Below are 14,940 nucleotides of genomic sequence, written 5' to 3' on the forward strand. Positions count from 1 at the left end.
TGTGAAGATCGTGAGTATTTTGGTCGATAAGCATACAAAGGTGATTACACAGGGGATTACGGGAAAAACGGCGTTGTTTCATGCCAAGGGTGCACTTGATTACGGTACACAAATGGTAGGTGGCACCTCTCCAGGTAAGGGAGGCACCGAGGTAGAAATTACACTGGAGAACGGACAACAGGTCAAATTGCCGGTGTTTAATACAGTGAGCGAAGCCAAGGAAGCTACTAGCGCAACAGCGAGCGTGATTTACGTGCCACCAGCTTTTGCCGCAGATTCCATTTTGGAGGCTGTAGATGCGGAATTAGATCTCGTGATTTGTATCACGGAGGGCATTCCGGTGCTTGATATGATCAGGGTCAAACGTTTTATGGAAGGTAAAAAGACCGTTCTGATTGGCCCTAACTGCCCGGGCGTTATTACGCCAGGAGAATGTAAAATCGGTATTATGCCAGGTTACATTCATCTACCAGGTCATGTAGGCGTTGTGTCACGTAGTGGTACTTTGACCTATGAAGCAGTGCATCAGTTAACGACCCGAGGTATAGGACAATCTTCTGCGGTTGGTATTGGCGGTGACCCCGTTAAAGGTTCAGAATTCATTGATATTTTGCAACGCTTCAATGAGGACCCCAACACTCATGCTGTCATTATGATCGGAGAAATTGGTGGTACAGCCGAGGAAGAGGCTGCCGAGTGGATCAGGGACAATATGACGAAGCCAGTGGTTGGTTTTATCGGCGGTGTGACTGCGCCTCCAGGCAAACGGATGGGGCATGCAGGTGCCATTATTTCTGGTGGAAAAGGAACGGCCAAAGAGAAAATTTCCACGCTTGAAGCCTGTGGGATCAAGGTGGCACCGACTCCTTCCGAAATGGGCTCGACACTGGTAAGTGTGCTGGAAGCACGTGGTATTTTGAATTTGTGTACGACACATTAAATCGTGTTTCTTCATTAATATACAGGCCATAAAACTGCATCGAAATTTGCCGCAGGCTAGTGTATAATGAAAGAAAGGTAAGCAACCTTTTTATCTTCTGAAACAGGGGATGAAAAGGTTGCTTTTTTTGCGTTAAGACAGGCTTGTCAGGGAAACGCTTGCAAAATGATTCATTGTGCCACAAAATAAGGGAGGGTTCACTCTTCCGTGAATGGGGGAACCATAGTTTGGAAGAAAGATGGCTTTTGTTAGGCTTACATGAGTTAGAGGGAATCGGAAGAAAAACAATTCAGCGTATTTGGTCGAGTGACTATCAATTGCATGAGCTACTGCATTTTAGCGAACAGAAGTGGATCGAGATAGGGTTAAGCCCTGCTCAGGCACGCATTGCGGCTCAGTGTTATGATGAAGAATGGGTGCATGAACGATATCAGCGAGTTCAATCCGGTGATATTGGAACGGTAACTTATGTGGACGAGGATTATCCCCTATTAATGAAGGAAACAGTTGACCCACCTTGGGTAATGTATACAAAAGGGGATAAATCACTTTTGCATACATGTTCTATAGCCATGGTAGGAACCCGCGTTCCCACCGCTTATGGACGTAGAGCAGCGGAGATACTAACAGAGGGATTATGTAATGCAGGGATTACAATCGTTAGCGGATTGGCGAGAGGGATTGACAGTATTTGTCACGAAACAGCCCTGCGTCGGGGAGGAAACACGATTGGTGTACTGGGAACAGCGATTGATCAAATTTATCCTCCCCAAAATGCGTCTTTATTTGCAGAGATGGCTAGCAATGGCTTGATCTTATCAGAGTATCCTCCAGGCACAAGGTCGCATCCAGGAATGTTTCCACAACGTAATCGGATTATAGCCGGTCTAACGAAGGGAACGCTTGTTGTCGAAGCAGATGCAAGAAGCGGCTCCTTGATTACCGCTGATGCTGCACTGGAGGCAAATCGAGATGTGTTTGCTGTTCCCGGACCCATTACGTCACCGAAGAGTAGAGGTACGCTGAGCTTGATTAAGCAAGGGGCAAAAACGGTCACTGAAGCTTCGGATATTATTGAGGAGTATGAAGCAGATTTGCGTACAAGGGAGGTTTCTTCATACAATAGAGAGCAGAGTCTTAATCTGAAGGAGGTCTCCAAAGTGCCAGAAAGTGAGACTTCTGAGGAAAACCGTGTCATACTGTTGCTTGAACAGGGAACCATGACACTGGATGAACTGCTTGATGCTACGGCATGGGATTTTGGACTTTTACACGCAGTTCTGTTATCGTTAATCATAAAAAAAAGGATCGCCCAGCTAGCGGGCACAAAATACAAGCTTATTTAGTAGTTGTTTTTGCAAAGTCCTTAGTTAGTAAATGCACAAATTCAATTTTAAACATCAGGTGGAGGGCAGTATGGCATTCATCCGCGTCGCGGATTCCTACTCCTTCCCCACTTCCTGAAATGTGTTGACATTATGACTCGCAGCAGCGGAGCAGATGGAATTTTTCTGAAGAATCTCAGCGATCCGGAAGAATGACCAATCTGTGAAGCTCTCTATCGCGTCATAACTCACCACATTTCAGGAAGTCTATCATATTCATGTGTGTAATTGAGAGGAGGAAGAGCCTATGGCGGATTCACTCGTCATCGTGGAATCGCCTTCCAAGGCGAAGACGATCGGCAAATACTTAGGCAGCAAATATATCGTCAAGGCTTCCATGGGTCATATCAGGGATTTACCGAAGAGTCAGATCGGCGTAGAGGTCGAAAATGATTTTAATCCCAAATACATTACCATTCGAGGTAAAGGCTCAATTCTAAAAGAATTAAAGGATGCCCGAAAAAAAGTAAAAAAAGTATATCTGGCGGCTGACCCGGATCGCGAAGGTGAAGCTATTGCCTGGCATCTGGCGCATGCGCTGGAACTGGACGATACAGCAGATTGCCGTGTTGTATTTAATGAAATTACGAAGCAGGCTGTCAAAGATGCTTTTAAAACACCCCGTAAAATCAATATGGATTTGGTCAATGCTCAGCAGGCACGACGGATACTGGATCGACTTGTTGGCTACAAAATCAGCCCGTTGCTCTGGAAAAAGGTAAAAAAGGGCCTATCCGCTGGGCGTGTGCAGTCGGTTGCGGTGAAAATTATTTTGGACCGGGAAAACGAGATCAGTGAGTTTGTACCGGAAGAATACTGGACGATTACAGCTAAACTAGCTATTAAAGACAGTACCTTTGAAGCGAAATTTCATAAGCTACGCGGTGAAAAGAAAGAACTCTCTAGCGAAGCGGATGTACAAGAAGTGTTAGAAGCTATCGGAAAATCGTCCTACAAGGTACGCGATGTTAAAGAGAAAGAGCGTTTACGCAATCCTTCTCCTCCATTCACAACAAGTTCCTTGCAGCAGGAGGCGGCTCGGAAGCTCAACTTCCGTGCATCTAAAACGATGTCTGTAGCTCAGCAACTATATGAGGGTGTGGATTTAGGTAAAGAAGGGACCGTGGGTCTGATTACGTATATGCGTACGGATTCCACACGGATCGCCGCTTCAGCTCAAGAGGAAGCGAAAGAATTAATTATTCAAAAATATGGCGAAGCTTTTGTACCTGAAACTCCTCGTCAATATTCAAAAAAAGCGGCCAACGCCCAGGATGCGCATGAAGCGATTCGTCCAACCTCTGCGTTACGCGATCCGGAAACAGTTAAGCCGTTTATGAGTCGGGATCAGTTCCGTTTGTACAAATTGGTATGGGAACGTTTCATGGCCAGCCAGATGGCTTCTGCTATTATGGATACTTTGTCCGTAGATATTGAAGCGGGTGAGACGATATTCCGGGCAGCAGGTTCTAAGGTTCGTTTTCCAGGTTTCATGAAAGTGTATGTAGAGGGAAATGACGACGGTAAAACCGAAGAAGATAAACTGCTGCCACCACTTCAACCAGGCGATAAATTAAAAAAAGAAGCGGTTGAGCCGAAGCAGCATTTTACACAACCGCCTCCCCGTTATACGGAAGCGCGACTGGTGAAGACGCTGGAAGAACTGGGTATAGGACGTCCAAGTACGTATGCACCAACGCTGGAAACCATTCAGAAACGTGGTTACGTTGCTATTGAAGAGAAGAAGTTTTTCCCTACAGAGCTGGGCGAATTGGTCATCGAACAGATGGAGGAGTTCTTCCCAGAGATTCTGAATGTGGAGTTTACAGCTAATATGGAAGGTGATCTTGACCACGTCGAAGAAGGCGAAGGTAATTGGGTCAAGGTGTTGAGTGACTTTTACGAGTCATTCGAGAAGCGACTTGAAGTGGCTGAAGAAGAAATGAAAGAAATTGAAATAAAAGATGAAGTATCCGATGTCATTTGTGATAAGTGTGGCAGCCAAATGGTGTATAAGCTTGGCCGATTTGGTAAATTCCTGGCCTGTTCTGCTTTTCCAGATTGCCGTAACACAAAGCCAATTGTTAAGGATATCGGGATTAATTGTCCTACATGCGGTGAGGGTCATGTCGTCGAACGACGGAGTAAAAAGGGACGTGTCTTCTATGGATGTGACCGCTACCCGGAATGTGATTTTGTTTCCTGGGATAAACCGTCCATTAAGCCTTGCCCAAGTTGCAGTAGCCTAATGGTCGAAAAACGTACAAAACAAGGAACGAAGCTCAACTGTACTGTCTGCGATCACAGCGAAATGCTGGAAGAGAGCGATGAGAGCGTAGAGACTTCTTAAGAACAACAATAGCAGGGGGATTTAAACGTGAGTGAACTACAAAAGGTAACGGTCATCGGAGCAGGTTTGGCGGGCAGCGAAGCTGCCTGGCAAATTGCAAGCCGTGGAGTGCCAGTTAAGTTATATGAAATGAGGCCGGTTGTAAAAACACCAGCACATCATACAGATAAATTTGCCGAACTGGTATGCAGTAATTCCTTGCGGGCAAACGGCCTAACGAATGCAGTAGGCGTACTGAAGGAAGAGATGAGAATACTGAACTCCTTGATTCTGAGTGCAGCAGATCGTCATGCTGTTCCGGCTGGCGGTGCATTGGCAGTGGATCGTGACGGATTTTCCGGTCATATTACTGATACGCTTCATCAACACCCTTTGATCGAGGTTGTTAATGAAGAGCTTCAGGAAATCCCACAGGACGGTATTGTGGTCATTGCGACGGGGCCTTTAACTTCTCCAGCTTTGTCGGAACAGATTAAATCGCTGATGGGAGAGGAGTATTTTTATTTTTACGATGCGGCAGCCCCGATTGTAGAAAAGGACTCTATCGACATGAGCAAGGTTTATCTGGCTTCCCGTTATGATAAGGGAGAAGCAGCGTACTTGAATTGTCCGATGAACGAAGCGGAATTTGATGCTTTTTATGAGGCTCTGATTACGGCTGAGGTAGCGCAAGTCAAGGAATTCGAAAAAGAAATTTATTTCGAAGGCTGTATGCCCATCGAAGTGATGATGCAACGTGGGAAACAAACGGCATTGTTCGGACCGATGAAACCTGTGGGTCTCGTAAATCCACATACAGGTGAACTGCCCCACGCAGTTGTTCAGCTTCGGCAGGATAACGCCGCAGGAACGCTGTATAATCTGGTTGGTTTCCAGACTCACCTCAAATGGGGGGAGCAAAAGCGTGTATTTTCAATGATTCCGGGTCTTGAAGAGGCAGAGTTTGTTCGTTACGGTGTGATGCATCGCAATACCTTTATTAATTCTCCGCAGCAACTTCATCCAACCTATCAGTTCAAGGGAAGAAGTAATCTATTCTTCGCCGGACAAATGACCGGTGTAGAGGGATATGTGGAGTCGGCGGCTTCTGGTCTGCTGGCCGGGATGAATGCGGCACGAGCAGCGCGTGGACAGGAAATGTTTGTATTTCCTGCAGAAACGACATTAGGCAGCATGGCGCGGTATATTACGACCGCTGATTTTAAGCATTTTCAACCGATGAATGCAAATTTTGGTTTGCTTCCAAAGTTGGAGAAACGGATTCGTAACAAAAAGGAAAAAAATGAAGCTCTCGCTAATCGCGCGCTGGAAAGTTTGCATGGTTATATCAACGAAACGGGAGTTATGTCAGCTGAAGTACAGGCATAAGGATGAAGGAAAAGGAGGAGCGCGTTATGGATATGTCCTTTCATGCTACCACCATCTGCGCTGTACGCCACAATGGCAAAGGAGCTATTGCGGGTGATGGACAGGTAACGTTCGGCAACAGTGTTGTAATGAAGCAGACGGCAAAAAAAGTGCGCAGATTGTATCGTGGTCAGGTCGTTGCGGGATTTGCGGGTTCGGTGGCAGATGCTATCACGTTATTTGAAAAGTTCGAAAATAAGCTAGAGGAACACCACGGAAATCTTCAAAGAGCAGCCGTGGAACTGGCCAAGGACTGGCGTCAGGATCGTATTCTGCGCAAGCTGGAAGCGCTCATGATTGTGATGGACTCATCCGGAATGCTGCTCATTTCTGGAGGCGGCGAAATTATCGAGCCGGATGATGATGTGCTTGCGATTGGCTCAGGTGGTAATTTTGCATTGGCGGCTGCCCGTGCATTCAAACGCCATGGCTCTGGCATGGAAGCAAAGGACATGGCACGGGAAGCGCTAGAGGTTGCTTCGGAAATATGTGTGTATACGAACAATCAGATTATCGTGGAAGAACTGTAAATCGGCTCTGAGTATTCAAGGGTGGAGGAGTGCAAAATGAATAATCAATCGTTGACGCCCAGACAAGTGGTATCCGAGCTGGATAAGTATATTGTCGGACAAAAGGAAGCTAAAAAATCTGTTGCTGTTGCCTTGCGTAACCGTTATCGGCGTAGTAAGCTACCGGATGATATCCGGGATGAAATTGTGCCTAAAAATATTTTGATGATCGGACCAACAGGTGTGGGTAAAACTGAAATTGCACGTAGACTTGCACGGCTCGTGGGGGCTCCTTTTGTCAAGGTAGAGGCGACCAAATTTACAGAAGTGGGTTACGTCGGTCGTGATGTGGAATCCATGGTGCGTGATCTGATGGAAACCTCTATTCGCATCGTTAAGACGGAACGAACAGAGAATGTGAAGGACAAAGCGGAAGACATGGCAAATGAACGGATTGTCAGCATCCTTGTACCTGCAGAAAAGTCAAACAAATCGCAACGTAATCCCTTTGAAATGCTATTTGGCAATAACACGGGAACTTCGGTAGAAGAAGAACCACCACAACAGGATGGATCTTTGGCAGAAAAGCGCCGTAAGGTTAAATTCGATCTGTTGTCTGGTAAGCTTGAGGATGATGTTATAGAGATTGATGTGGAGGATACTGCACCCAATATGCTCGATATGTTTGCTGGGCAAGGGAATGAACAAATGGGTATGAATATGCAGGAGATGTTCGGAAGTTTTCTGCCCAAGCGGACGAAGAAGCGCAAGCTACCAGTCAAGGAAGCTCGCAAGGTGCTAATTCAAGATGAAGCTGCCAAATTGATCGATATGGATGATGTGATTCAGGAGTCTGTGAAGCGTGCTGAGCAATCCGGTATTATTTTTATTGATGAAATAGATAAGATTGCCAGCCAGGGTAAGGGGAGCGGCCCCGATGTGTCGAGAGAAGGCGTCCAGCGCGATATTTTACCTATTGTCGAGGGATCTACCATCATGACCAAATACGGTCCGGTAAGAACAGATTACATTCTGTTTATTGCTGCAGGAGCTTTTCATGTTGCAAAACCATCTGACCTGATCCCTGAGCTTCAGGGCCGTTTTCCAATCCGTGTGGAATTAAGTAGCCTGACTTTGGATGAGTTTGTGTCGATACTGACGGAGCCTAAAAATGCGCTGACCAAGCAATACACTGATCTACTCCGTACTGAGGAGATTGAAGTCGAATTTTCTGCGGAAGCGATCCGTGAGATTGCCAGCATTGCTGAGTCTGTAAATCGCAACACCGAAAATATTGGCGCACGTCGTTTGCATACCATTCTAGAAAAGCTGCTGGAGGATCTGTCGTTTGAAGCACCAGAGCTTACATTGGATCGTATGATCATTACCCCGGAATATGTACGTGAGAAGCTGGGAGATATTGCCCAAAACAGGGACCTTAGTCAGTATATTTTATGAATAGGGTTTCTAAAAATAGGGTGTGTGGTCCAGAATAACACTATCTTGCACCGTCGTTTAGACCTAGATAATGGTCAAGTTGATGATTTTTCTGTCTATTCCAAAAGTAGGACGTATAATCTTTTACAGGTGTAAAGTGCTAAGAAAACATTCATTTTCTTGAAATAAACCTGAAAAATTTAACATTTTATGCATCTAAAGCCCTCTTTTTTAAAAAAGATAGGGCTTTTTTCTTATTGTAATTAGGTCCCAACTCTACGAAACTTAGAATATATGACAGAAAGTTATTATTTTCTACTTAAGACCTAAAAGAAATGTATAATTATGAAATTTTATTGTCGAAAAAAAGTGAAAAATCTTGTTTTATTGAATCTTACTTTGGAGTAGACGCTGGGAGGGAGGAGCTAAATGAATCTGCTGGGTGATATGAGCTTTCAAAAGCTTCAGGCAGGTGTACAGGCGGCAAATACGAGACAACGTGTGATGGCGGACAATATATCCAATGCGGATACCCCGTATTTTAAGCGTTCGGAGGTTTCATTTGAAGAACTGCTTCAGCAGCAAATGGACGGTGATGTCACACCACTACGTGGAAAAGTAACCAATTCAAGACATTTTCAAATAGGACCTGTGAACTCCATTCCAGATGCCACGGTCACCAAAGATGGGTACTCAGTCATGAATAACAATATGAACAACGTAGATATCGACAGAGAAATGAGTCTTATGGCTGAAAATCAACTAAGATATAATACCTACATCCAAGAAATTAATGAGCGCATCAAAATGATGAGAACAGCGGTAGAAGGGAGATAGGACTAGGTGAAGATTAACAACGGCTTTGATATTAGTGCATCTGCTCTTACGGCCCAACGGTTGCGGATGGACGTTATATCTAGCAACATTGCCAACGCAGAGACAACTCGGGCGAAAGTAGAGAATGGACAAGCAGTTCCATATCGGAGAAAAACGGTTGTTTTGGAGCCGAACCAATCTGGCTTTGCCGATGTTTTAAAGGCTCAAATGGAAGGTAGTAGCACAAACGCTGCTGGCGTTAAGGTTTCGCAAATTCAGGAAGATCAGTCACCTTTGAAGCCTGTGTACAATCCGGGTCACCCGGACGCTGATAAAGATGGCTATGTATATATGCCTAATGTAGACATTATGAAAGAAATGGTCGACATGATTTCCGCAACACGCTCATACGAAGCCAATGTAACAGCTCTGAATGCATCAAAGGCTATGGTTTCCAAAGCGCTTGAAATCGGTCGCTAAGTTCTAGGACTACTAACTACTTAATAGGGAGAGTAAAACATGATTCAGAACGCCATGTTTAATGTACAGACACCGGTAATACAGCAGATTCAATCGCCTAACAATGAGTTGACGAAAGCGACGCCTTCCGAATCCTTGAAGGATTTTGGTTCCTTCCTAAAGGATGCTCTCAATGAAGTAGGGCAGCAGGAAGCCGCTACGCACCAGATGTCCGACCAATTCATGGCAGGCAAAGTTGATGTAGATCAGGTCATGATCACTTCCCAACAAGCGCTGCTTTCCCTGCAGCTTACTACACAGGTCCGAAACAAAGCGATCGAAGCCTATCAGGAGATCATGCGTACACAGATGTAAAGAGGGTTTAGCAAAGTTTCGGATGGGGTGACGGAGTGAACGAGAGAATCGCCCAATATCGGGATAAGATTTCCGGGTATTGGAATAATTTCAGCAAAAAACAGAAGATATTACTTGTTTCGACATTAGCATTCATCATTATCGCCGTTGTAGTGCTAACGATGCAGTTTACTAAAACCGAGTATGAAGTGGCTTTCCGAGATTTAAATGCTAACGATGCAGCCGGAGTCATTAAATATCTCGATTCTGCGGGTATACCGTATCAACTTAATGCTGGTGGGACACAAATCTCAGTTCCAACCGCTAATGCGGATAAGGCGAAGGTAGATGTTGGGTCTCAAGGCCTGATTCAGAAGGGTTCAATCGGCATGAGTGCTTTTGACCAGTCCTCCTCTGCCATTGGTATGACGGAGAACGAGTTCAATGTGAAGTACAATAATGCATTGAACGGCGAAATACAGCAACTGTTGGAACGGATGGATGGTGTCCAAAGCTCCAAAGCTGTCATTAATATGCCAAAGGAAAACATTTTTGCCGGACTTGAAGAAAAGGACAAAGCCTCCGCTTCGATTCAAATGGAATTCGAGCCTGGCTTTACTCCAAATCAGCAAGCGATCGACGGATATTTTAATCTGGTAAAAACGGCCGTACCGAATCTGCCAGTGGAAAACATTACGATCACCAATAAGGAATATGAGTTGATTCCAACGGCCAAGGGCGGCCAAGGTGGGCTCACTAGTGGTGTTCAGGAAAACATGGCTCTACAGAAGAAGTTTGAGAGCGATGTAAGGAATAATGTTCAACAATTTTTGTCGAAAATTGTTGGAGACGACAAGGTAAATGTGCTGGTTATGTCCCAGCTAAATTTCGACAAAGTAACATCAAAGGAACAAATGGTCACACCTGTTGATCAAACGAAAATGAAGGGTATTGAAATTAGCGCCCAACAAATTCAGGAAAGCTATACGGGCAGTAGTGGACAAACCGGAGGAGTTGCAGGAACAGGAACACAGGATGTTCCAGGCTACCCTGGAGGAGCTAATTCCGGCAATACCAGCTCAGATAAGAGCTCAAGTACGATTAACTACGAAGTTAACCGAATTGCAAGGGATATTATCCAAAGTCCGTACACTGTAAAAGATTTAACCATTAATGTAGCAGTTGAACCACCAACAGGTCAGCAAACGTTGGATACTGCAACTCAGACAGCAATTCAAAATATTTTGGTTAATATTGTAAGAGCGTCGTTAGCGAATTCTGGTACTACTATTACAGACGCTGATTTGGCTAAGAAGGTTTCAGTGTTCTCACAAGCTGTTCCGGCGCCTGCGAGCACGAATACATTCTTCTCAGCTTCCAACCCTTGGCTATGGGGCATCGGAGCTGCTGTTCTGGCGCTGCTGGCGGGTGTAATCTTCCTCATCGTACGCGGTCGTCGTAATCAGGAAGAAGAGTTGGATGAAGAATTGCAACTCATGCCAACGCCGACGGAGTTCCCGTCTATTACCATGGAAAGTGTGACAAATGAAAGTCAAGTGCGTAAACAGCTTGAAAGTCTGGCGAAAAAGAAACCCGACGAATTCGTCAATCTGCTTCGTACATGGCTGGCTGACGAATAGAGGTGAGTTCATTGGCAAAGGCAAGCAGTCAAGGTTTAACGGGAAGACAGAAGGCGGCTATACTTCTCATCACAATGGGACCAGAGGTATCTGCTCAAATATTCAAGCATTTGCGTGATGAGGAGATCGAGCAACTTACATTGGAAATTGCCAATGTGCGGAAGGTCGATGCCATTGAGAAAGACTCCATCATGGCCGAGTTTCATCAAATTTGTTTGGCTCAGGAGTACATTTCCCAAGGCGGTATTAATTACGCTAAAGAAATATTGGAAAAAGCACTCGGGTCGCAAAAAGCAGTTGAGGTCATTAACCGTCTAACAGCGACGTTACAGGTAAGACCCTTCGATTTTGCCCGCAAGGCTGATCCAAACCAGATATTGAATTTTATACAGAATGAGAATCCGCAAACGATTGCTCTCGTGCTTTCGTACTTGCAATTCGAGCAGGCGGCTGCAATTCTGTCGTCTCTGCCACAGGAAAAACAGGCAGATGTGGCCCGGCGTGTCGCTGTCATGGACAGTACATCTCCGGAAGTTATTTCCCAGGTGGAACGAGTGTTAGAGCAAAAGCTATCTGCAACCGCAACGCAGGATTATACAAATGCGGGTGGTATCGAGTCCATTGTTCAGATTTTGAATGGCGTAGACCGCGGAACCGAACGTACGATTCTCGACTCGCTTGAAATTCAAGATCCAGAACTGGCTGAGGAAATCAAGAAAAGAATGTTCGTGTTCGAGGATATCGTCAATGTGGACAACCGTTCCATTCAGCGCATTATCCGCGATATCGACAATGCAGATTTGCAATTGGCGCTTAAAGTGTCCAGTGAAGAAGTACGCGATGTGATTTTCCGAAATATGTCGAAACGTATGGCAGAAACCTTCAAAGAGGAAATGGAGTACATGGGACCGGTGCGGTTGCGTGATGTGGAAGAAGCACAGACACGTATCGTATCGACAATCCGCAGATTGGAAGAGGCCGGTGAGATTATAATCGCACGCGGCGGAGGAGATGACATCATTGTCTAACTTGATCAAATCTTTCCAATATGTTCCTGTAGAGGCTTTGAAAACAATTGATGTGGCACATACGTATGCGCCAGAAACGACGGATGAAGAAATCACAACTGAATATACGGAGCCGGAGCCTCAGCGAGATCACGAGGCTGAACGGCTACGGGATGAAATGCTGAATGATGCTAAGGATTTTGCCGAACGTCAGGTTCGCGAGGCAGCTGAAGAAGCGGAACGGATGCTTCAGGAGGCACAGCAGCAGATTGAAGCCTGGTGGCAGGAACGACGCGAGCATGACGAGCAGTTAACTCAGTCGTTAAAAGCTGATGGGTTTCAGCAAGGATATGAAGAAGGTCAGAAGCTGGCTGAGGCCGAGCTCCAGACGAAATCAGAGCAGATGATGGAAGAAGCACAGGATATTCTGCGTCAGGCCTATGAGATCAAGGAACAACTGATTCAGGAAGCTGAGCCTTTCCTGGTTGAACTGAGTAGTGCTATTGCTGAGAAGGTCATTGAGAAACAGCTTAGCCTTGAGCCTGAATACACGATTGAATTAATTCGTAAAAATTTGGCTCGTAAGCGGGAAAAAGGAACCATTACATTGTGTGTGTCGCCTCAGCATTTCGCATTTGTGCAAGGTGCGCGAGAAGAATTGTCATTAACTGTCGATTCGCAGGCAGAACTGCAAATTATTCCTGATGGTACTGTGAAAGATCGCGGTTGTGTTATCCGTTCTTCCTTTGGAAGTGTGGATGCGCGGATTGATACACAATTAGCTGAGATCAAAAAGGAATTATTGCGTCTGGCACATGAGAATGAGGAGCGAAGACATGAAGGGGCTTAATGCGCAGCGCTACATGGATCATTTGCGCCAGCTGGACCCGGTTCGGGTAAATGGCAAGGTTACGCAGGTTATCGGCTTGATGGTTGAATCGGAAGGTCCAGACGCCAGTATCGGGGATGTTTGTTACATTTATCCGGGTAAAACGGCAAAGCCCTTGCAAGCGGAGGTCGTAGGCTTCAGGGACAATAAAGTGCTTCTGATGCCACTTGGAGAACTGCAATCCATTGGTCCCGGTTGTGATGTTGTAGGAACAGGGAAACCGTTGAATGTGCAGGTCGGGTCGGAGCTGTTAGGCAAAGTGCTGGACGGATTGGGTCAGCCTCTGGATGGCTCATTGATTCCCTCTCGAATGGCGAGATATTCAACCTTCAATATTCCGTCCAATCCGCTGAATCGTCCGCGTGTGCAGGAACCAATCAGTATCGGGGTGCGCGCTATCGACGGGTTGCTTACTATCGGTAAAGGACAACGGGTTGGTATTTTTGCAGGTTCGGGTGTAGGTAAAAGTACCTTGATGGGAATGATTGCTCGTAATACGGAAGCTGATGTGAATGTAATTGCCTTGATCGGGGAACGTGGACGCGAGGTGCTGGACTTTATTGAACGGGATTTAGGTCCGGAGGGACTAGAACGTTCCGTGGTCATTGTGGCAACTTCCGACCAGCCTGCGTTAATCCGTATTAAGGGTGCACTTATTGCAACGACGATCGCGGAATATTTTCGGGATCGCGGGTTAAATGTCATGCTGATGATGGATTCAGTTACCCGGTATGCGATGGCCCAACGTGAAGTGGGACTAGCCGTAGGGGAGCCGCCAGCAATGAGAGGGTACACACCTTCCGTGTTTGCTAGTCTACCTAAGCTTCTAGAACGTGCAGGGACAGGTCCTACTGGCTCCATAACCGCTTTTTATACGGTGCTGGTCGATGGTGATGATATGAACGAGCCCATCGCGGATGCGGTGCGCGGGATTTTGGATGGACACATTGTCTTGAATCGTGGGATTGCGAACAAAGGACATTTTCCCGCAATTGATGTGTTAGCGAGTATTAGCCGGGTTATGAAGGATATCGCACCACGAGATCAGATAGACGCTGCCGAGAACATTAAGCGCTTGATGGCCGTTTACAAAGATTCGGAGGACCTGATTAATATCGGGGCCTATCAGCAGGGTTCAAATGCAGAAATTGACGAATCCATGGAGCGTATACGGGATATATGGGATTTTACAAGACAAAGAACAGATGAAAAGGCTGAGCTGGACGAGGTAAGGGAGCGTTTGATTTCTGAATTTATGAGGAGATGAAGGTTGAACGATGAGATTTCAGTATTCCTTTCAGAAAGTTGTAGACTTGAAAACCAACGAAAAGTCACAGGCCGAATGGTTGCTTTCCAGTGCTGTTGGACAATTGCAGGCTGAGGAGCAGACATTAACACAGCTTGTAGGCGAAAGGAATCGGGTCATATCAGCCATTCAAAAGGCTGCCGAGGATTGCGCGCCACTCTCTACCATTCAGGAATTACAGGCTTATGTTAATCATCTGGACCAATGTATTACACGCAAGCATAGGGATGTTCAATATGCGCAGCAAAATGTGCAAAGCAAACAAACCGTTTTGACCGATAAAATGCTGGATGAACAGGTTTGGCTGAAAGCGAGAGAGAAGGCCAACGTGAAATTCCAACAGGAAATGCTCCTGCGCGAGCAGAACGAGCTGGATGAAATGGCTTCCGTGCGATTTGCCATGAAAGCCCGGTAAGCGGAAAGTCATAGGATACGCATATC

14 protein-coding genes are annotated in these 14,940 nt (G+C 45.9%); all 14 read left to right on the forward strand.

What is annotated here, in order from left to right:
- Positions 1–10 precede the first annotated feature (10 nt).
- The gene (gene sucD, locus NSQ58_RS23540; RefSeq protein ID WP_341058312.1) at positions 11–940 is read left to right on the forward strand and encodes a succinate--CoA ligase subunit alpha; all 930 of its coding nucleotides are present in this window, start codon (positions 11–13) and stop codon (positions 938–940) included.
- A 227-nt stretch (positions 941–1,167) separates the two neighbouring features.
- A complete protein-coding gene (gene dprA / locus NSQ58_RS23545; protein WP_023988183.1) occupies positions 1,168–2,286 on the forward strand; it encodes a DNA-processing protein DprA in 1,119 nt (372 codons plus the stop codon).
- A gap of 286 nt (positions 2,287–2,572) precedes the next feature.
- The gene (topA, locus tag NSQ58_RS23550; RefSeq protein ID WP_023988184.1) at positions 2,573–4,675 is read left to right on the forward strand and encodes a type I DNA topoisomerase; all 2,103 of its coding nucleotides are present in this window, start codon (positions 2,573–2,575) and stop codon (positions 4,673–4,675) included.
- A gap of 27 nt (positions 4,676–4,702) precedes the next feature.
- Entirely contained in the window at positions 4,703–6,043 is a 1,341-nt protein-coding gene (gene trmFO, locus NSQ58_RS23555; protein WP_023988185.1) for an FADH(2)-oxidizing methylenetetrahydrofolate--tRNA-(uracil(54)-C(5))-methyltransferase TrmFO, read from the forward strand.
- Between the two features lie 26 nt (positions 6,044–6,069).
- Entirely contained in the window at positions 6,070–6,612 is a 543-nt protein-coding gene (hslV, locus tag NSQ58_RS23560) for an ATP-dependent protease subunit HslV (protein ID WP_013309881.1), read from the forward strand.
- Between the two features lie 36 nt (positions 6,613–6,648).
- Entirely contained in the window at positions 6,649–8,049 is a 1,401-nt protein-coding gene (hslU, locus tag NSQ58_RS23565; protein WP_023988186.1) for an ATP-dependent protease ATPase subunit HslU, read from the forward strand.
- Positions 8,050–8,457: 408 nt separating this feature from the next.
- The gene (gene flgB, locus NSQ58_RS23570; RefSeq protein WP_013309883.1) at positions 8,458–8,865 is read left to right on the forward strand and encodes a flagellar basal body rod protein FlgB; all 408 of its coding nucleotides are present in this window, start codon (positions 8,458–8,460) and stop codon (positions 8,863–8,865) included.
- A gap of 6 nt (positions 8,866–8,871) precedes the next feature.
- Entirely contained in the window at positions 8,872–9,324 is a 453-nt protein-coding gene (gene flgC / locus NSQ58_RS23575) for a flagellar basal body rod protein FlgC (protein WP_028542726.1), read from the forward strand.
- A gap of 39 nt (positions 9,325–9,363) precedes the next feature.
- Complete coding sequence (gene fliE, locus NSQ58_RS23580) at positions 9,364–9,678, forward strand: flagellar hook-basal body complex protein FliE (RefSeq protein WP_007430020.1); 315 nt, start codon at positions 9,364–9,366, stop codon at positions 9,676–9,678.
- A 35-nt stretch (positions 9,679–9,713) separates the two neighbouring features.
- Positions 9,714–11,297 carry a flagellar basal-body MS-ring/collar protein FliF gene (gene fliF / locus NSQ58_RS23585; protein WP_023988187.1) on the forward strand — a complete coding sequence of 528 codons (1,584 nt, stop codon included), beginning with the start codon at positions 9,714–9,716 and terminating at the stop codon, positions 11,295–11,297.
- Between the two features lie 11 nt (positions 11,298–11,308).
- On the forward strand, positions 11,309–12,325 hold the full coding sequence (fliG, locus tag NSQ58_RS23590; RefSeq protein ID WP_013370674.1) for a flagellar motor switch protein FliG: 1,017 nt from the start codon (positions 11,309–11,311) through the stop codon (positions 12,323–12,325).
- Complete coding sequence (locus NSQ58_RS23595) at positions 12,318–13,154, forward strand: FliH/SctL family protein (protein WP_025723732.1); 837 nt, start codon at positions 12,318–12,320, stop codon at positions 13,152–13,154. The genes fliG and NSQ58_RS23595 overlap by 8 nt, the downstream gene beginning before the upstream one ends.
- Complete coding sequence (fliI, locus tag NSQ58_RS23600; protein ID WP_028542725.1) at positions 13,141–14,460, forward strand: flagellar protein export ATPase FliI; 1,320 nt, start codon at positions 13,141–13,143, stop codon at positions 14,458–14,460. Before NSQ58_RS23595 ends, fliI begins: the two co-directional genes overlap by 14 nt.
- 10 nt (positions 14,461–14,470) lie before the next feature.
- Positions 14,471–14,914: a flagellar export protein FliJ gene (fliJ, locus tag NSQ58_RS23605; RefSeq protein ID WP_013309890.1), complete on the forward strand. Its 444-nt coding sequence runs from the start codon at positions 14,471–14,473 to the stop codon at positions 14,912–14,914.
- Positions 14,915–14,940: the final 26 nt, after the last annotated feature.

It is taken from the genome of Paenibacillus sp. FSL M7-0134 (assembly GCF_038007865.1).
Lineage (GTDB): Bacteria > Bacillota > Bacilli > Paenibacillales > Paenibacillaceae > Paenibacillus > Paenibacillus polymyxa_B.

Excerpts from the sequence above, each read along its gene's own strand:
- fliE (WP_007430020.1), top strand. The coding sequence starts at position 9,364 with ATGATTCAGAACGCCATGTTTAATGTACAGACACCGGTAATACAGCAG.
- fliJ (WP_013309890.1), top strand. The coding sequence starts at position 14,471 with ATGAGATTTCAGTATTCCTTTCAGAAAGTTGTAGACTTGAAAACCAAC.
- flgB (WP_013309883.1), top strand. The coding sequence starts at position 8,458 with ATGAATCTGCTGGGTGATATGAGCTTTCAAAAGCTTCAGGCAGGTGTA.
- topA (WP_023988184.1), top strand. The coding sequence starts at position 2,573 with ATGGCGGATTCACTCGTCATCGTGGAATCGCCTTCCAAGGCGAAGACG.
- hslV (WP_013309881.1), top strand. The coding sequence starts at position 6,070 with ATGGATATGTCCTTTCATGCTACCACCATCTGCGCTGTACGCCACAAT.
- fliI (WP_028542725.1), top strand. The coding sequence starts at position 13,141 with ATGAAGGGGCTTAATGCGCAGCGCTACATGGATCATTTGCGCCAGCTG.
- hslU (WP_023988186.1), top strand. The coding sequence starts at position 6,649 with ATGAATAATCAATCGTTGACGCCCAGACAAGTGGTATCCGAGCTGGAT.